Source organism: Variovorax sp. 160MFSha2.1, from assembly GCF_048305075.1.
GTDB classification, from domain to species: Bacteria; Pseudomonadota; Gammaproteobacteria; order Burkholderiales; family Burkholderiaceae_C; genus Variovorax; species Variovorax guangxiensis.
Map to the genome: position 1 here is coordinate 460,392 of NZ_CP157625.1, position 16,837 is coordinate 477,228.

At 63.1% G+C, this 16,837-nt stretch carries 19 protein-coding genes; 13 read left to right on the forward strand and 6 right to left on the reverse strand.

The genetic code is table 11. The features are described from left to right. Nucleotides 1-42 precede the first annotated feature (42 nt). From ABL838_RS33640 to gstA, 3 genes are all read right to left on the reverse strand, one after another. Nucleotides 43-546, reverse strand: a complete 504-nt coding sequence (locus ABL838_RS33640; RefSeq protein WP_418126559.1) for a MarR family winged helix-turn-helix transcriptional regulator — start codon at nt 544-546, stop codon at nt 43-45. A 250-nt stretch (nt 547-796) separates the two neighbouring features. Next, nucleotides 797-1,165: a hypothetical protein gene (locus tag ABL838_RS33645; RefSeq protein WP_418126081.1), complete on the reverse strand. Its 369-nt coding sequence runs from the start codon at nt 1,163-1,165 to the stop codon at nt 797-799. A gap of 198 nt (nt 1,166-1,363) precedes the next feature. Next, the gene (gene gstA / locus ABL838_RS33650) at nt 1,364-1,996 is read right to left on the reverse strand and encodes a glutathione transferase GstA (RefSeq protein WP_418126082.1); all 633 of its coding nucleotides are present in this window, start codon (nt 1,994-1,996) and stop codon (nt 1,364-1,366) included. 150 nt (nt 1,997-2,146) lie between these two features. Between gstA and ABL838_RS33655 the strand changes: the two genes are divergently transcribed. The 3 genes from ABL838_RS33655 (at nt 2,147) to ABL838_RS33665 (ending at nt 5,465) form a co-directional block, all read left to right on the forward strand. Next, nucleotides 2,147-2,476 carry a winged helix-turn-helix transcriptional regulator gene (locus ABL838_RS33655; protein WP_418126083.1) on the forward strand — a complete coding sequence of 110 codons (330 nt, stop codon included), beginning with the start codon at nt 2,147-2,149 and terminating at the stop codon, nt 2,474-2,476. A 984-nt stretch (nt 2,477-3,460) separates the two neighbouring features. Next, nucleotides 3,461-4,945 (forward strand): diguanylate cyclase, encoded by a 1,485-nt coding sequence (locus ABL838_RS33660; protein ID WP_418126084.1) that lies wholly within the window; start codon nt 3,461-3,463, stop codon nt 4,943-4,945. A 283-nt stretch (nt 4,946-5,228) separates the two neighbouring features. Beyond that, the gene (locus ABL838_RS33665) at nt 5,229-5,465 is read left to right on the forward strand and encodes a TRIC cation channel family protein (protein WP_418126085.1); all 237 of its coding nucleotides are present in this window, start codon (nt 5,229-5,231) and stop codon (nt 5,463-5,465) included. A gap of 33 nt (nt 5,466-5,498) precedes the next feature. Here the strand turns inward: ABL838_RS33665 and ABL838_RS33670 are convergent, their stop codons facing one another. Next, entirely contained in the window at nt 5,499-6,158 is a 660-nt protein-coding gene (locus ABL838_RS33670; RefSeq protein ID WP_418126086.1) for a hypothetical protein, read from the reverse strand. 194 nt (nt 6,159-6,352) lie between these two features. On the opposite strand from ABL838_RS33670, the gene ABL838_RS33675 reads away from it, so the two are divergent. The 9 genes from ABL838_RS33675 (at nt 6,353) to ABL838_RS33715 (ending at nt 13,393) form a co-directional block, all read left to right on the forward strand. Beyond that, a complete protein-coding gene (locus ABL838_RS33675; protein ID WP_418126087.1) occupies nt 6,353-7,480 on the forward strand; it encodes a hypothetical protein in 1,128 nt (375 codons plus the stop codon). A gap of 220 nt (nt 7,481-7,700) precedes the next feature. After that, nucleotides 7,701-8,216, forward strand: a complete 516-nt coding sequence (locus ABL838_RS33680; RefSeq protein WP_418126088.1) for a hypothetical protein — start codon at nt 7,701-7,703, stop codon at nt 8,214-8,216. Next, nucleotides 8,213-8,914 carry a hypothetical protein gene (locus ABL838_RS33685; RefSeq protein ID WP_418126089.1) on the forward strand — a complete coding sequence of 234 codons (702 nt, stop codon included), beginning with the start codon at nt 8,213-8,215 and terminating at the stop codon, nt 8,912-8,914. Before ABL838_RS33680 ends, ABL838_RS33685 begins: the two co-directional genes overlap by 4 nt. A gap of 218 nt (nt 8,915-9,132) precedes the next feature. Beyond that, entirely contained in the window at nt 9,133-9,588 is a 456-nt protein-coding gene (locus ABL838_RS33690) for a hypothetical protein (RefSeq protein WP_418126090.1), read from the forward strand. Between the two features lie 163 nt (nt 9,589-9,751). Then, nucleotides 9,752-10,318 (forward strand): hypothetical protein, encoded by a 567-nt coding sequence (locus ABL838_RS33695; protein WP_418126091.1) that lies wholly within the window; start codon nt 9,752-9,754, stop codon nt 10,316-10,318. 15 nt (nt 10,319-10,333) lie between these two features. Further along, nucleotides 10,334-12,316: an SMI1/KNR4 family protein gene (locus ABL838_RS33700; RefSeq protein ID WP_418126092.1), complete on the forward strand. Its 1,983-nt coding sequence runs from the start codon at nt 10,334-10,336 to the stop codon at nt 12,314-12,316. A gap of 13 nt (nt 12,317-12,329) precedes the next feature. Next, a complete protein-coding gene (locus tag ABL838_RS33705) occupies nt 12,330-12,557 on the forward strand; it encodes a hypothetical protein (RefSeq protein ID WP_418126093.1) in 228 nt (75 codons plus the stop codon). 96 nt (nt 12,558-12,653) lie between these two features. Next, nucleotides 12,654-13,169, forward strand: a complete 516-nt coding sequence (locus ABL838_RS33710) for a hypothetical protein (RefSeq protein ID WP_418126094.1) — start codon at nt 12,654-12,656, stop codon at nt 13,167-13,169. After that, a complete protein-coding gene (locus ABL838_RS33715) occupies nt 13,166-13,393 on the forward strand; it encodes a hypothetical protein (protein WP_418126095.1) in 228 nt (75 codons plus the stop codon). The genes ABL838_RS33710 and ABL838_RS33715 overlap by 4 nt, the downstream gene beginning before the upstream one ends. Before the next feature lie 174 nt (nt 13,394-13,567). Here the strand turns inward: ABL838_RS33715 and ABL838_RS33720 are convergent, their stop codons facing one another. Continuing rightward, a complete protein-coding gene (locus ABL838_RS33720; protein ID WP_418126096.1) occupies nt 13,568-14,656 on the reverse strand; it encodes a hypothetical protein in 1,089 nt (362 codons plus the stop codon). 312 nt (nt 14,657-14,968) lie between these two features. On the opposite strand from ABL838_RS33720, the gene ABL838_RS33725 reads away from it, so the two are divergent. Further along, a complete protein-coding gene (locus ABL838_RS33725) occupies nt 14,969-16,129 on the forward strand; it encodes a CgeB family protein (protein ID WP_418126097.1) in 1,161 nt (386 codons plus the stop codon). A 262-nt stretch (nt 16,130-16,391) separates the two neighbouring features. On the opposite strand, the gene ABL838_RS33730 is transcribed toward ABL838_RS33725, so the two are convergent. Continuing rightward, on the reverse strand, nt 16,392-16,730 hold the full coding sequence (locus ABL838_RS33730; RefSeq protein WP_418126098.1) for a hypothetical protein: 339 nt from the start codon (nt 16,728-16,730) through the stop codon (nt 16,392-16,394). Nucleotides 16,731-16,837 lie beyond the last annotated feature (107 nt).

Sequence of the window (16,837 nt, forward strand, 5' to 3'; positions counted from 1 at the left end):
GGAGGTTCAAGCGCGGACATTCGCCGTCATGATCAATCACCGTCAAGTTGAAGGCTTCTTGCGCAGGCCGGCGACGAGCTTGGTCAGCAAATCACCGAGTTGCTTCTGATCCTTCTGGCTCAGCGATGCCAATGCGAGTTGCTCATTGGCGACGTGCAACGGCAGAAGCCTTTCGATGAGCGCCAATCCGGCAGGCGTGAGTCTCACCAAGATACTTCGTCGGTCGCTGGGAGTGGGCGCGCGCTCAATCAGCCCCTTGCGTTCCAGTCGGTCCAGACGACTGGTCATGGCGCCCGACGACAGCATCAGTCCTTCATACAGTTTCGTGGGCGTCAAAGCGTAAGGCGCTCCCGCACGACGCAAAGTGGCGATGACGTCGAATTCGCCCTGGTGCAGCTGGAACTGCGCGGCAAGCGGAGAGAACCAGTCGCGCTCAAGGAGCTGGGTCGCTTCCAGCAATCGTCCTATCAGAGCCATGACCTTGGCATCGACGTCCGGCCGTTCCCGCTCCCACTCTTCCTGCGCGCGCTTTGCCCGATCCTTCATATCCATCTCTGTGCAAAGTTCTACCTAACCGGCTACCCATGCCCCTCGCACCGGCACTATGTCGAATATTTAATTCGATGTCAAGATACTTGATATCGAGATATAAATCACCGCAACCCGTCATCTGGCCTGCTCGCCAGCATCGCCCTCTTTGCCACTGACCATGCCTGGACGCTGTGCTGGCGGCCGTTCGAGTTTCGTTCGCGGTGTGCCCAAGACACCCAAAGCCTCCACGCGATCGTCGATCTCTCTATTGAGCCTGCGCATCAAAATACGCTTCCCAAGTCCTGGGCGAAGCAGTGAAGCCCTTGGCCCTCTTGAATGCAGCCGTTGCCTGCGCCGGGCGAGCGGACGCGAGCAACGCGACGCCGAGGTTGTAGTGCGTGTTTCTGTCGGTCGAACCAAGTCGCACAGCCTTTTCGAGCAACTCAGCAGCGTGCCGGTGTTTGCCTTGATCACAAAGCACCGCGCCAAGGCATGTGAGCAGGGCAACATCGTCAGGTGCGTCATTCAACGCCTTGCGTAGAACCGCCTCCGCCGTTGCCATGCTCGACGCCCAACTTTTGGGATTGGCAAAGGCATCTTGGACCAAGGTGCGACTTTCGGTGACAGCATTCATGCGTTCTACGGGGCCGCCATTGGCGGCTTCAAGTCGAGACTATGCGGCAAGCCTTCGAGCAATATCGATCCCGCGGCTCGCCCCAGGATCGATTTTCCCTGCATGAGCAAGGGCCAAGCATCCAGAAGTTGCTTGCCTTGGCACGTTTTCATACTGCACGAATGGCCCGACCCTTGGCTGTGGCGCTCCTGCTGATGCCTACTTGAGACCTTCCGCGTCCAGCGACCTGCGCACTGCGGGTCTCGCACGCATCCGTTCGTACCAGTATTTGAGATTCTGCAGACCGTCGAAGTGGATGTTGGTCTTGTAAACCGATTCCAGCCACGACGCTTGCCCCCACTGCGTGAGCGAGTACAGGTACGCGTCGGCCACGGTGTAGATATCTCCCATCAGGTAGTCCTTGCCGAGCAGTTGCTCGTCCAGCCAGGCGTAGCGCTTTTCCAGTTTCGGCTTGGCCGTCCCGGCGCCGTACTTGCCAGCTAGCCCCGCGTACAGGAGCGGGATGAAGCCCTTGTGGATCTCCGAGGTGAGGAAGCTCAGCCACTCCTGCAATCGATAGCGATCCATGGTGCCATTCGAGGGAGCCAGTTGCGACTCGGGCTTCAGGTCGGCAAGGTACTGAACGATCGCGGGGCCTTCACGCAGCAAAGTGCCGTCATCGAGTTCAAGCAAGGGAACGTAGCCAAAGGGGCTGAGTTCGCGAAAGTCGCGGCCGTCGACTGTCCTGTGGGTTTTGTAGTCAACCTTGACCAAGCTCACGTCCAAGCCAAGTTCATTGGCGACGATGTGTGGTGACAGTGAGCAAGCGCCTGGCATGTAGTACAGCCTCATAGAATTTCCGTGGTGGTTGCAGAAAGTGGCGCCTCCGAAACAGAGCACCTGAGGACGATGCTATGCACCAGGGATAGATTTGGAAGAAGGCAATAAAATTGCACATAGGTTAAAAAACTATACCGGCGGACCTTCTCTGGTGGATGTGCTATGAAATCGAACGTCTCCGGCTGCTCTGTCGAAGAGGCCATGCGCTTGCTGGGCGGACGCTGGCGGCTGCTTCTGGTGTCCTATCTCGTCGACGGGCCGAAGCGATTCAATGAACTGCGTCGGGACTTGCCGCGTATCTCCCCGCGGTCCCTTACCCTCGACCTTCGAGCACTCGAAGAAGCAGGCCTCGTCAGGCGCACGGTGCACCAAACTGCTCCCGTAAAAGTCGAATACGAGTTGACGGTCGATGGCGAGCGCCTCAGGCCCGTGGTAAGTGTGATGATGGATTTTGGGCTCTGGCTCAAGGAGAGGCCCCCGAGCCTGGCCTGAATCCATTTCGCTTTTGCGAATCGATCGGAGCAATGCCAACTCGACTGACGTAGGAGGCCGCTTGGGTCGGTTCGGTCTTCTGCAGCGGCCCTTCCTCAACTGTGGCGCTGCGCTTGCGTGTTGAAGCTCGATGTCGGAGTCACCCGTCACTTCATCAATGCACAGGCACGCCCGATCGAGCCCTTCACCAAACTCTTGACTTGGCGTTGCCGCCGCTCGCCCAGGGCCAGTGTGAAGCCGCCCGAGAGTTCGGCGCATGCCGGTAGGCGCAGCGACTGCGCTGCAGGGCGAGACTGCGGCGCTGACCGCTCATAGCTATATCTCCCTCCAGTGTCTGCAGGCACTGCCAGATGTGTCGGGACGGCGGCTTCCTTGCTGCGAGGCGTCAGGACTTGACGATCCAGGCTCGAAAGCATGAAGCGTACCTACGCAATGAGAGATGGCCGCCCGACCGCTCTGGGACTGTGCTACGGAGATCAGAGGCAGGTCGTTCGCAGCCCTTTAAGAAATTTGGCGGAATTCGCAACGCGCGCGAACCTTCGAATGCATGGTTTTCGCCTGCGTACGAGATCGTCAGTCGTTCCGATGTACCGCAGAGGACGGCGATTCATCCATCGGTACGTTCAGCGATGGAGTCGCTTGAGAGCTTGCCGCGCGGGGGGACGCAACGGCAGGAGCTTTACTCGCGCGGTCTCAGGTGGCGCAGCATGCAGAAAGCGGTCTCATCTCACAGCGTCGAGGTCTTGCGAAGGCTATGGTTGATCTGCCCAGCGCAATATGAACTTGGCTGCTGCGATGTTCAGATTCGCGCGGATATATCTGGTCCGAGCCTGACGCTCGATGCTGCTTCGTGGAGCCATCCCGCCGATGAGAAAAGCTTCCTCTCCCACGCTACGTGAGAAGACTCCGGACACGTCCTTCGGCTCATGGACGAACGACGATGCGGCTTCTCTCACTCGAGAATCGGATAGGCAAAGAAGCCGCGTGATCCACGGCACTACTCTGTTTGTGATCTTCGTGTGCGGGGCATTGCTGGTCATGAATGGTTGGTTGATCATGCGCGCTCGCGCGGCAGAAGACGAGCAGATTGCGCGGGCGAACACCAATCTGGCGCGCGCGGTCAGTCAGCAAGTCGAAAGTACCGTCGCCCTGGCCGAGCACATCATCTCCGGCATCGTCTTCGAACTCGAACGTGCGGACGTCGTGCCCGAGACACTCGAGCGCCTTCAGCCGGTCCTCGTGAACCATGTGTCGGAGATTCAGGCCATCAAGGGAATCTTCGTCTACGACGAACAAGGCCGCTGGCTCGTCCATTCGGAAGCGATCGCAGCGGGCTCACGCAATAATTCAGACCGCGAGTATTTTGTCTATCACCGAACCAATCCGAGTGCCCGTGCGCTGATTGGCGGTCCCATCATAAGCCGCTCTTCCGGCGAGTGGGTGGTCCCGGTGTCCCGACGAATCAACGACCCGACCGGCAAGTTCGCCGGTGTGGTGCTGGTCACGCTCAGCGTCAAGGACCTGCTCTCTGTCCTGGAGCGCTTTCAGATCGGTAGGCAGGGATCCATCGCAGTGTTCGGGACCGACCAGCTCCTGGTTCGCAGACCCTTCCGGGAGGCCGATATGGGCAGGCGCAACACCGACTCTCCGTTGCAACGGCGCTTCCAGTCATCGCGTTCCGGCACCATCGAAGCGCGCTCCGCTATCGATGGCATTACCCGGATCATCAGTTTCGAAAGCCTGTTGAACTATCCGCTTCGTGTGACGGTAGCCGTGGGCAAGTACGAAGCGCTCAAGGAATGGAAGTTCGCGTCGATCTATCAAACGATCTGGGTTGTTCTCCTGTGCCTGCTCGTTAGCGTGTCGGGACGCTACCTGATCCGATCGATGCGCAGACGACTGGTGGCCGAATCACATTTGCGCAGCGCTCGGGATGCGCTGGCGGAGGCCAACGAGCGCTTGGAGCATCTCGCCCAGGAAGACGGGCTGACGGGGCTGGCCAACCGCCGCTATTTCGATTCGCGCCTGCTACTTGCCTTCGCGCAGGCCCAGGCAAGCCAGACAGCGCTAGCGATCGTCATGGTCGATGTGGACGAGTTCAAGAAGTACAACGATCTGTACGGCCATCTCGAGGGCGACGAGTGCTTGCGTCGGGTTGCCCATGCGCTGCGCGCGACGGTCCGGCGCTCGGAGCTTGTTGCGCGCTATGGCGGCGAGGAAATGGTTCTGTTGCTACCCGCGACGGACGCCGAAGGAGCGCTCGAGGTCGCGCAAAGGGCACGGCTTGCTGTCATCGATCTGCAGATCCCCCATGCAGCGTCGGCGTTGGGTCAAGTATCCGTCAGCCTAGGCGTGGCGGCCGAAATCCCCTCGCTCTGCAGCACGCCGTCTGAGCTTCTGAAGGCGGCGGACGAAGCCCTGTATCTTGCCAAACAGGAGGGGCGTAATACGTCCAGGGTGCATGATTGACTGGGAGCGCTGTCAAGTAGGACCCGGATCGAACATTGCCGAGCCCTCAAAGGGCATGGCACGCGAGGGCCTCGGGTTCAATCCGGCTGATGCACTTGACAATATCGTTGTATTGATCGGCGAGGAGGATCCGAAGAGCGCATTCCATGAGGCCACGTCGAGCCACTGTTGCGACTGGCCGCATGCATTCGGGCATTGAGGCACAGGCAGCTCTTGCCGCATGCCGCCGACACCCAGACGCTCGGATTCCCGTCTGCAAGAAAGCCTCGGTGAGCGATGCGTAGTGCTGCTGCAGGTGCTGGATTTCACCGGGTTTTCCGTGTTTGCGCTCAGCGGCGTCGTTGCAGCGGGCCGCGCGGGGCTGGACCGGCTTGGCGTGGTCGTGATTGCGTCCGGCACATCGGTGGGGGGCCCCTGCGCGACCTGCTGTGCTTGGTATCCGGTGTTCTGGGGGCAGGATGCACGCTACGTCTACGTGATCCTCGCGGCGGCCGTGATCGTGACCTGCTGTGTGTCCTGATGCTGCTGCATGGCCGTCTTCCGCCGAGGGCTCTCAGAGCGCCCGGTCGTACAGGCCGCAGCGGGCATCCTGTACGACGCGGCCCCATTCGTTGAGCACCAGCGCGCTCCCGCGCGGCTGGACGAACCGGTGCACCACGAGGTCCTCGACGTCCAGCACGACCTGGCTGCCGTCGGGCCGGTGAGCAAGCAGCACCGGACGCCGCCAACTGAGCATCCGTGCGCGCCCGTTGCGCGGGGCCAGGTCCAGCGCCCATTGGAAATTGGGACGGCCAAGGGTGATCAGTTCGCCCAGCAGCAGGCCGAGATCACTCAGGAACGAGAAGACGATCTCGTCCCCGTTGCGCTTGCTGCCCAGCCAGCGCGCAGAGGATGCGAGCGCAGCGTGCTGGTCGTGCAGCGCCGGCATCACCTCGTTCATCCACAGGTGCAAGGCATCGAGCAGCGCGCCGGGCTCGGCCCCCGCCAGCACGGGCTCGATGTCGATGGCGGCCTCGTCGCGCAGTAGCGTGGTCAACGCCTTCAACCGGGACTCGCGCTGCGTCATCAAGGCATGCAGGTTGCCTTGCGCTTGCAAGAGGGTCAGCGTTTCGCCTCCGCCGGGGTGAGGCAGGTCGTAGGCCGGGTAGTCGACGAGCCGCCGCTCCAGCGTCGATGCTCGCGTCGGCGCGACCTTTTTGAGCCAGTTCAGCATCGTGCCATTTTCAAGGTGATTCGATCGGCATGCCACGGGTGCACTTGAGCGTGCATGGAAGTCGTGTGACGAGGTTTCAATGTTTTTTTGCTGCTGATACAGTCCGCTCCGACCACGCCGGCCAGCAACGGGTGATCTGACCTTGCGCATTGGAACCGGCAACGGCGCCGAGGTCCGAAGAGCGTCATCGACGAATGCATGAAGGCGAGGGATGGTTGGCAATGGCTCATGATGGATTGCTGAACACGGGACGCAGGGCGCGGCTCGCTTTGCGATCGATGCTTGCGACAGTGGTGGTCTGGATGGCGATGGGCGCTGGGCCGGCCGTCGCAGCAGAGCCACCCACGACCTTGTCGTCGCGCTTGCCGGGCAAGCTGCTCGTCGAGAGCGGCCGCGGCCGCGCCTTCGACACGCACCTGATCGAGCTGGCCAGCGGCCGTTCGCAGATACTGCCGCGCAGCCCGGCGGGCGAGGCGCAAAGCAGCGCCGACGTCTGGCGGCCCGGCCAGCCCGGCGGCAGCGGGACATTGGTGCGCACCGATCCCATTGGCAACCTGGCCTTCTTCGATGGCCGTTCTTTGCGCGAGGACGGGGGCATTGCGTTACAGCCGCTGCGCGAGCGTGGCCTCGATCCGAAATTCCGTTCGGCCGTTCCCTCGCCCGACGGACGCCTGCTGGCGGGCTATTGGTGGCCGAACGGCGACGGCAAGCCGCGGCTGTTCGTCATCACGCGCGGCCTAAAGCTGATCGACAACGGCTCACCGCTGCGCTATCCGAGCGATGGCGCGACACAGGCGATCGACTGGCTGCCCGATGGGCGTTACGTCTATCTGGCAGGCGACACGCTGGTCGTCGCTCGGCCCGGCGGCGGCATCGTGTCGCAGGGCCGATTGGCGCTGCCGCGGGGTGTTGATCCCGAGGGAGCGCGGCTGAAGGCCAGTCCCGACGGCAGGCACGTGCTGCTGACGATGGACACACGCACACGCGTGCCGCTCGGGCTGCTCTTCACGGCGCGCATCGACGGCAGCGAGGTGAAGCTGCTCACAGAGCCCGGTGGGCGGCTGGCGCGCGACAACGACGTGCGACTGTCGATGCAGGGTGCGACCTGGTCGCCGGACGGACGGTGGATCGCGTTCGTCGTACGCGGCGTCAACCCGGGCGTGGCGGGTGCCTACAGCGCCTGCCAGCCTGTGCTGGTGGTGCCGTTCGATGGTGCTTCGCATGTCATCGACGGCGTTGGCGATGAGGAACGATACGGTCTGCGCGTGCGGGGCGAATCAACGCCGTTGAAAGCCTGCGGCACCGTGGGCTGGTTGCCTTGACCGCATGGCTGCGGCCATGGGGCGCACAGCCGCGGATTTCAGGTCCTGAGCCTGCCTGTGCATTGCATGGCGCGACGGTTGTCCGGGCATGCACCGCAGGCCGTTGGGCAGAGGCGGCTTCCTGAACTACGAGGAAAGATTTCAAGTGCAGGCCGAGGCGGGCGTGTGACTCGGCGTTGCTTACACTGCTCATTTCTTCAAGAGTTGACGAGTGCCTTTCTTGACAACCGGAGTGGTGTTTCGTGCCCGCCTTGCGTCTTTGATGGTCATGGGTTTGTCTGTCTGGCTCGACAACGCCTGCGCCATGTCGCGCATTGGAGAGGCCGAAGTCCGGCTGCAAGACGGACAGCCATGCTTCACGATCAGCGACAAGGAAGCGAAGCGGGGGCCTTCGTTTCTGCTGCAGGCGGTGATCCTCAGCGACAGCTCCACGAAACCGGTGAACACGGTCTGGTCGATGGCACCTGACCTTGCGTCCTCCTTGAAGATGTCTCCCGCGAATTGCGTCGTCTATGGCCAGATCCTGGACGGCGCCACTGCCTCGCCTGCCTCCGCACCGGCGCTGCGGGCCGGCAGGGTGTATCGGGTCTATCTCAATACGCGCTCATCGGACTCATCCGATCCGACGCGAGGGCAGGATGCCAGTTTCTGCCTGGTGGCCGACCAGACGGGGGACCGGCGGCTGGTGCAGGTGAGGTACGGCATGCGCGCCTGGGACACGGGATACTGCGAATGACCGAAGGTGCTGGCGCAAACACAGAGTTCCCGGCAAGCCTAAAGGGTCGTATCGAGAATGTTGCCGGGCAGTCTCATCACCCGCGGCAACTGGTTGAAAAGAGAATAGGACCGTTCCGTAGCGTGGTGGGGGCGCTGGCGATATGGATGCTCGCGGCACCGTTGGTCGTTCGGGCTGATGCCAGAGGGCCGTCGACGAGGTCGGCCACCGCTGCCATGAAAAGTGCTGCGGCATGGCAAGTCCTATTGCCCGAAGCCTGCGTGTCGCTGTCCGTGGAGGACCGTGCCCGGCTGCCGCGACCTTGGAAGCCCTATGCCGAAGCTGTGCGCCGCTGCGAGTTGGCGGCGCCCGGCGCTCAGTCACAAATTGCGTTGATTTCGGTCTTCGCCGAGGAGTACTTCCGGGGACGTCCTGCCAACGCGCCGTGGGAGGACTTTCCCAAACCGCTGCTGGTCGATCGCGATTTCCGTTGTGTGGGTGGCTTGCGCGAACTTTTTCCCCATGATCAGCCGCGGGCGTTGACGCTGCGCGTTGGCCTGTGGCGCAAAGGCGTACCGCAGGAAATCCGCGGCCAGGTGGACGACCCAGCCGTTGGCGGCGGCTACGTGCTGCCAGTGTTGCGTTGGAGCGAGGTCGATCACCGCTACCGCGAAGCGAGTGGAGCGGTCTCCAGCGACTCCTCATGTTCACACTTCTGAATGCGGTCATCACGCCGTGACCGAGCACTCCGATGAGTGAGACAGCCGTGAGGGACTTGGCGGGAACTCCCAGGTGCAGTTCCTGCTGGTTCAATGGGACGAGTACGAATGCGTCAGGGAAATGAAGCGCCACCGGCCGCAAGTTCTTGCCATGGCGAAGGTGAAGCGGAAACGCGTAGCCTGGCCAGGGCGGTCGGGCATGGTGCGGGCCGAATTCGATGACCAACGCCGGCAATGTCTGGCACTTCGATGGCCAGACCTGGCGGAGGCTCGACTTCCCCTGCGACATCGACTTGGAAACGGTAGTTTGCGCCGGCGATGGGCAGGTCTACATCAGTAGCGAGCAGGGCACGACCTTCAAGGGACGGGGCGCGCGTTGGCAGCGGATTCACGAGGGCTCGATGTCGCTGCCTTTCAAGGACATGGTCTGGTACGAAGACCGGGTCTGGGCGACTTCCGACTACGGGGTCTGGCACATCCACAACGACAAGGTCGAAAGCGCAGAGCTGCCCGATCACATGGGGACTTGCGCCGGCAACCTCTGTGTGGGAGATGGCGTCCTGCTGTTGGTCGGCTACGGTGGCGCAGCCTACAAGCGGGACGGCCATAGGACCCGGATCTTCAGCGCCGCGGCCATGCAGCGCGAACTGTGCGAGCAAAAGGCCAATGAATGAATCTGACTGACCTGAAGCGCGAGAGCGTTCTTATCCCACCATGTTGAGCCACTACCCCCGCTTTCGCCGAGGTGCGCCGCCGGGCGTGGTGCCCAAGCTGGGCGGGCTGCCCTGGGGCCTGCCCGCACCGATGTGGCCTGTCTGCAAGGAATGCGGCCGTCCCATGAGCCATCTGGCCCAGTTGCCGGCCGACGCCTGCGCGTTGCCTGGCGTGCAGGACGGCGAAGTGCTGTTCGTCTTCAAGTGCGAATGGGACAGCGTGTGTAGCTTCTGGGAGGCCGATGGAGGTGCCAACGCCGTCTTCACAGTGCCGCATCAGGCGCTGGCAAATGCGCCGACGCCGGCGCCTGCGGCCGAAAACGGTGGCCTGCCCGAAGTGTTGCTCGAGCTCGCAATCACGCATTGGTATGCGGCCGACGACGGCGTTCCCGCCGAGTTGGAGGACGCTTTTTACGACTACGGCCGGCACGCCGACCTGCCTGACGAGGTCGCCCACCCACACAACTGGGCCAGCGCCTGGCGCACCAAGGCCGGCGGCGTGCCGTACTGGACCGCCAATGGCGCGCAGCAGGTACCTCCCGGTCGACTGGTGCTGCAGATCGACAACTGGGTGAGCCTGGAGGAAGGTGGTGGCACCGAGGTGGCGAATTTTTGCTCGGACGGAACCGCCTATGTTTTCGTGGACCGGTCGCAGGCGCCCCCGGTCTACTCCATGATCATCAACCGCTAGAGCCATATTCCCGCGATGCCGACACCCGAGAGCGCCAAGACCGCTGCACGTTTTCCTGTTGTTCTTTCCTGGCGCTGCGCAGGCTCCGTATCTCCGGCCGACACAGCCGGACTCGCGCGCCTGTGGAAGACCTGGAACGATCAGCTGTCATCCATGGAGTCGGTGGCTGCTGGCCGTGGCTGGCAGATCGAGCCCCTGACCTTCGACGAGCCGCTGCCCGAAAAAAAACTGAAGGCGCTCGACACCCAACTCAGGCGGCGCATGGGGCGCCCCTTGCCCGCGCAGCTGCGCTGGCTGTTCACCCAGGCTTCGGCTTGTACCTTCAGCTGGCGCGCGCCGGACGAGGACGAGCCGGACGGCGAGTTCGCCGCCTGCTACAGCGGCGGCGGAACGCTCTGGGACGTCGAGCAGATCGATGCCAGCGGGCGGGCGTTGTCCAACTGGGTCGAGGGCTGGGTGGCGGACCTGAGGGAGAACCAAGAGGATGCCGAGGCCACGGCGTTGCAGGCCCTCTGGGAGCGGCACCTGCCGTTCATGGAACTGCGCAACGGCGACTTGCTGGCGCTGGACCTGCGCAGCGAAGACCCTGACTGCCGGCCGGTGCGCTATTTCAGTCACGAACAGGATGGCCCGCACGGTCATGTGATCGCGGCCGACCTGTTCGAATTCCTCAGTGGCTGGATCGTGCTGGGTTGCGTGGGCTCGACCTGGCATTGCTGGCACCTGTTCACGGCCGACGAGGGCTCCGAGCGCGTGCGTTGGGACAGTGCAGGCCCGGTCGCCGCGCGTTGGCGCGTGTGGCTGGCCGACGACCCTGCGTACGCCCCTGCGCAAGGCGCGGTGCGTCCCAAGCCCGTGCGTGCCAGCACGCCCGCCGATTTCGCACTGCTCAAGGCGGCGGTCGAAGGGAGCGTCAAGGCGGCCGAAGCAGCGATTGCCGCAGGTGCCCAGCTGGACTGCGCTGATCTGGACGACTACTACTACAAGGAGAACACGGCCGTGGTCCTGGCCGCCCGGCGTGACGATCTCGCGATGCTGGAATGCCTGGTGCGGCATGGCGCCTCGCTGGCCACCCATGAGCTGCCGCTCTTGGCCGCAATGACCACTGCGAAGGCTCCGACACTGCTGTGGCTGATCCAGGCCGGCGCCCGCGTCGACCCCTGGCCCGAAGAGCGTTTCGCGGCCTTGCACCGCCTGCTGGATGCCGAGCAACTGTCCGACGACGAGTACTTCGCTGTGCTCGACGCGATGCTCGCTGCGGGTGCGAATCCTGACGTAGGGTGGGACACCTCATCCGGTGTGGCGACGACCACGCTGCTGATGCGCGCAGGCCCCGTGACCCAGGCCCGCCTTCTCGCCGCTGGCGCCAATCCGCGGGCGCGGGACCTGCAAGGCCGCACAGCCATGCACTACGCCCGTTCGCTCGAGGAGATCAGGCTGCTGCTCGATCATGGTCTGGACGTGAATGATCTCTCCCGCCCTGCGCCAGACGAGACGGCTACCACTCCCTTGCAGAAGGTACTGGAGGAATGGTCGCAGACCGCGCCCACCGAGGCCGTGCAGGCCTTCCTGTCGGCCGGGGCCGACCCGGCCCTGACGGATTCGCAGGGAAACAACGCCTGGGCCTACTGCAGGCACCTTGAGTGCGCCCGGCTGCTGGCCGAGCGCCTGCCTTTCGATCCGAGCTGGCGCAACGCCCGGGGCCAGACCTGCCTGCACTTCGCGGTGGAGCAGGGGCACCGCCTCTACACCCATTCCAACACCCTGTGGGCCCAGATGGTGCGCTGGGGCCTGCAGGCCGATGCCCAGGATGCCGACGGCAACACGGCGCTGCACCTCATGGCCGGGCATGTCGACAGCGAGCACGACTTGCCCGGCATCCAGTTGCTGCTCGACCTGGGTGCCTCCTGGGATGTCCGCAACCGTGCGGGCAAGACGCCCCGGGATCTGCTCAAGAAGAAGTACCGGAGCGCGGCTGGCTCGCTGAAGGCGCAATGAAGGCCGACCAGGTTTGAACGCCGACAACACTCAAGGACACGGAATGTTTGCGCTGAAGACAATCGGAGAAATCTCCACTGCATTTTCTTGTCCCTCCTGGCTGAAGCAGTCGGACCTCGTGCTGGTGCACACGGGCAACCTGAACCTTGAAGACAACCTGACGCTGGATTGGGAGGCTGGCTGGGACGATGGCGGGATCGTCGCTACGCTGTCCATGCTGCCGCACAAGGGGCCTCTGTAAGACTTGGCCGCTGGAGCAAGCATCCGCGGCCTTTGCATCGATGGGGACCTGCACATAACGGGCGCACTGGTGAACGCCGGCGCCGACTCTGGCCCGATGCTGCTGGTCGCCGGTTCGCTCAGTGCGCGGCAAGTCAGTTGTGGTGGTGCCCACGTCGAGATTGGTGGCGACCTTCGCGTGGAGGAATTGGTCTATGGACACTACAGCCACGGCCAGCTGATTGTGGGCGGCCAGCTTTTCGCCCAGGCATTGATTAACGACGACCATTTTGTCGATGTCCGAGAGACCGCGAGCAGCAACAAGGTCGTGTACATCGACATGTCTCGGGAACGGGATCCGGATGACGACGACCGCGTGCCCGCGGCCTTGAGGAAGCCGCTGAAGAAGTCGCCGCTGTCGTTGGGAGTGGCCCTGGACGGATTGCGCAAAGGACGCAGCCTTGCCTCGATGGCGTCTCCGCAGACGCTGGAAGAATGGCGTGACGTGGTATGGCGTGACTGCACCTGCGCAGCCAAGATCCCGAAGGAACCGCGCATCGAAGCCACGTACCTTTCGCTGCTGCGCCGCAATGTCCACTGCGGCGGCCTGAGATTCTCGAATTGGTTTGCATGATCCCGTCCAAGCAACTGACGCCATCAGTGCGCAGGGCGTGCTTCATGCTGGCGCCCAAGAGCCTGCTGATGCTGCCATCGCAGTTCGAGTTGCAGCGCGAATACGAGGAATGCTTCCTGGCGCTGGGCGATCCGCAAAAGCTGGCCGACGAGATCCCTGCTCAATTCATGAGTCCAGCGATGACCGCTTACCTGAACGGGCGCGCAAACAAGCTTCCGGTCTAGGCACCCAGGTGCTGAGCGCCGCCGCAAACTCACCGCCGACTACGCCGAGGACGGTGCCGTTCTCACTCTTCACCGTGTCGCTGCCGATGCCGATGCCGATGTGATTTCAAGGGATGCGCCCGTTTCGAAATCCGGGTCACACGCGTTTGCTGTTGAAGGGTAAAAGCGACCGGCTCATCTGCGGATCGGCTCGTTGTCGGGATGATGGATCCGGACCCACTGCCTGCCGTCAAACCGTGCCAGGTCCCTGATCCCGATGCTCCACAGCACGCCGTCGACGCGGTCCAGCCGCCATGCGTCCTGCAACTCGGGCTTGAGCTTCGACTTCACCCGTGAAATCGACTGCCCATCGAACCGGAAGAGGCCGTCCTCGGTACTGAGGTAGACCGCACCGTCGAATGGGGCTAGGCAGACAAACGTCCGGCGATCCTCCGAGCGGCCCAGCCTCCGGAACCCCGTTCGTGCGCTGCCCTTGAGCAGCGTCCCGTTGTGCCCGCACACCCAGACCTCATCCGGGCCGTTGCAGCGCACCCATTCCAGATGCTCACTCACTGGTAACCCGATCTCGGTCCATTGCTCGCCGTCGAAATGCGCCATGAAGCCGCGCAGTCCCACCACGTAGACGTCGCTGGCGCCGGTACCGTCTATGCAACTCAGCATCGGTGCGGTCGAGATGGCCTCCAGCATCTCGCCGATGCGATCGGCGCCATCCTGGGCAGGATCGACCCTCACGCGAATGCCCTGGTCGTTCTCGCGCCAGTCGTCGACGCCGAAGCGGCGATACACCTGCCCGTGCTGGCCGCAGGCCCACAGCTGGCCGTCGATCTCTCGCAGGTGGCTCATCAGGCCACCGAAGCTGCCCTCCAGCATCCCCGCGCCGGAAATCCGCTCGGTGCGGACCTCCCTCGTACTGCCGCGAACGAAATGGACAGCACCTTGTGCGCCGAGGCAGACGAATCGCTTCTTGTCTGGCGGCAACGTCCGGTACGCGTGCACCGACACGATGTTGTCCTCGAGATCGAAGTACCCGAATGGCAGCTCCTGCTCGGCCGGGTTGTATGTCGACATCCGTGTGTGTGCGGTCTCGCGCGGATCCAGGGTGTTCAGCTGGGTTGCCAGGAACACGAAGTCGGGTGCGACGACCACGCCGTCGAGGTAGTACACAGATGAAATGTCGATGGATTCCATTGTTTTCTTTGCTTTCCGATCGGCGCGTTTCTTGTTCTCGAAACGCGCCCGCTTCTTCCTGTCGAAATGGTCCACGTCCTTGGCGTCGATAGGGCAGAGGACGTTGCCGAAACGTGCCGCAGCTCGAAGGGGTGTCCAACCGCTTCGCCCCGACGGGGACGAGGATGATCGATTGACGCATGAGACTGTTGATTCCATGCGATTCTGACTCCACTGGGAGCGAGCGCTTTGCTCCGGGCCTCGTCAGAGGCCGGTAAACCGCAACGTGCTGGCTGGACCCACGAGCGATTGCGTGGGCACGCGGATTGCCATATCGCCGAAGCCGTCATGGCGGAGGAGAGTCAGATGCAAGCCGGCTCTAGCAGCGACCCTGCATGCCAGGGGCGCATGCGTTTCGTGATGTTCTGTCATTCGCTCGTTTCGGATTGGAACCACGGGAACGCACATTTTCTGCGCGGCTTGTGCAGCGAACTCATCGCGCGCGGACACGAGGTGGTCGTCTACGAACCGAGGCGGGGCTGGAGCCGCGCCAACCTGGAGGCGGAGCATGGGCGCGCACCCCTTGCCGATTTCGCGCGTTGCTATCACGAGCTTGCGAGCATCGCCTACGATCGCTCCACACTCGATCTGAGCGTGGTGCTCGATGGTGCCGACGTGGTGCTGGTCCATGAGTGGACCGATCACTCGGTGGTGCGTCGCATCGGGCAGCACCGTCGCGATGGTGGCCGTTACCGGCTGCTCTTCCATGACACGCATCACCGCGCGGTGACGGACGAGCGCGCCATGGCTGCTTACGACCTTTCGCACTACGACGGCGTCCTCGCCCTCGGTAACGTGGTGCGGGACCTGTATCGCGCGCGAGGCTGGGCCCAACACGCGTGGACTTGGCACGAAGCGGCTGACGTGCGGCGGTTCCACCCGGTGAAGACACTGAAGAAGACGGGTCTCCGCCGCGGCGAGCTTGTGTGGATCGGCAACTGGGGCGACGGCAGGCGCGTCGCAGAGATCGAGGAGTTCGTGCTCGGCCCCGTGCGGCGGCTGGAACTCAAGGCGCGTGTGTACGGTGTGCGCTACTCCGATCGCGCACTTTTCCAGCTGTATTCGGCAGGCGCGGATTTCGCCGGATGGCTGCCCAATTTCAAGATGCCTGCTGTGTTCGCCCGCCACGCGGTGACGATCCATGTGCCGCACAAACCGCATGCGGACGCCTTGCCGGGTGTTCCGGCCATCCGCATGTTCGAGGCGCTCGCCTGTGGCATTCCGCTGGTCAGCGGCAGGTGGAATGACGCTGAGGGCTCGTTCTCCCCAGGGCGCGATCATCTGGTAGCGCGTGGAGGTGCAGCGATGCAGCGACATTTGCGCGACGTGCTGGAGGACCCTGCGCTCGCTCAGTCACTGGCGGAGCAGGGCCTCGCGACGGTACGTGACCGCCATACCTGTGCGCATCGGGTGGACGAACTTTTCGCCATCCTGGCCGAGCTCGGGCCCGTCCCGGCGATGAAGCCGGTTGCGTTGCCGCAGAGCGTGTTCTATGAAGGACATCCTTGATGGCGAAGCGCGTGCAGTTTTTGCAGCAAAATTTCCTTCGACGGCAATTCTTGCCGGCGGCACACCGTCTCATTTCTTCAGGCCATTCAGGGGCATGAAAATGATCCGCGACGCATCCTTCGCGCACGAGATGAGGCGAAACCGTTATTGGTTGCGATGGCCCGTTGGCGCTGGTAGAGGTTGCCCAAGGACGTATCACTGGGCACTCCTCGATGCCAGCGGGCCATCCCCCGCTCGAAGGCGTCGGGCGGCTTGCAGCCGCTCAATCGCCGCAGCCTGAAAGCATCCCTGCATCGTCGACGCTCGGTGGCGCACGCAAGTTTTCGCTGCTGGGGCGCGCCGAGCAAGAGTGCCCCGGTCTGCGTTCGACGGCGTGTCCGATCGCTTCCATAAAGGCGTTCGCGAGCGCTTCCATGCTTGGAAGCACGGATGCGGGGCCGCCCGCATACGTACTGGCCAGCGCAAGCAACTGTCCGCTGCTCGCTTTGAAGGCTGTGCGCAATGCCTTCGGCTTTGGATGACTGGCGATCAGGGCTGCACACAGTGCCTCTATGGTCCTGAGTTCACCGGCCATGCGGCCCGTTTGAGTGTCTGTGTCCATGAAGCGCGCGCGGGGCATCGACAAGGAACGAGGATGCGGCGCACCGACACTGTCGATTGATGGATTTGATCAATCAACGAACGCAGCCCTATAAATCGGGGCTCTTC

Coding starts and splice junctions, on each gene's coding strand:
- ABL838_RS33640 (WP_418126559.1), bottom strand. CDS start 546: ATGAAGGATCGGGCAAAGCGCGCGCAGGAAGAGTGGGAGCGGGAACGG.
- ABL838_RS33645 (WP_418126081.1), bottom strand. CDS start 1,165: ATGAATGCTGTCACCGAAAGTCGCACCTTGGTCCAAGATGCCTTTGCC.
- gstA (WP_418126082.1), bottom strand. CDS start 1,996: ATGAGGCTGTACTACATGCCAGGCGCTTGCTCACTGTCACCACACATC.
- ABL838_RS33655 (WP_418126083.1), top strand. CDS start 2,147: ATGAAATCGAACGTCTCCGGCTGCTCTGTCGAAGAGGCCATGCGCTTG.
- ABL838_RS33670 (WP_418126086.1), bottom strand. CDS start 6,158: ATGCTGAACTGGCTCAAAAAGGTCGCGCCGACGCGAGCATCGACGCTG.
- ABL838_RS33675 (WP_418126087.1), top strand. CDS start 6,353: ATGCATGAAGGCGAGGGATGGTTGGCAATGGCTCATGATGGATTGCTG.
- ABL838_RS33685 (WP_418126089.1), top strand. CDS start 8,213: ATGACCGAAGGTGCTGGCGCAAACACAGAGTTCCCGGCAAGCCTAAAG.
- ABL838_RS33690 (WP_418126090.1), top strand. CDS start 9,133: ATGACCAACGCCGGCAATGTCTGGCACTTCGATGGCCAGACCTGGCGG.
- ABL838_RS33695 (WP_418126091.1), top strand. CDS start 9,752: ATGAGCCATCTGGCCCAGTTGCCGGCCGACGCCTGCGCGTTGCCTGGC.
- ABL838_RS33700 (WP_418126092.1), top strand. CDS start 10,334: ATGCCGACACCCGAGAGCGCCAAGACCGCTGCACGTTTTCCTGTTGTT.
- ABL838_RS33710 (WP_418126094.1), top strand. CDS start 12,654: ATGCTGCTGGTCGCCGGTTCGCTCAGTGCGCGGCAAGTCAGTTGTGGT.
- ABL838_RS33715 (WP_418126095.1), top strand. CDS start 13,166: ATGATCCCGTCCAAGCAACTGACGCCATCAGTGCGCAGGGCGTGCTTC.
- ABL838_RS33725 (WP_418126097.1), top strand. CDS start 14,969: ATGCGTTTCGTGATGTTCTGTCATTCGCTCGTTTCGGATTGGAACCAC.
- ABL838_RS33730 (WP_418126098.1), bottom strand. CDS start 16,730: ATGGACACAGACACTCAAACGGGCCGCATGGCCGGTGAACTCAGGACC.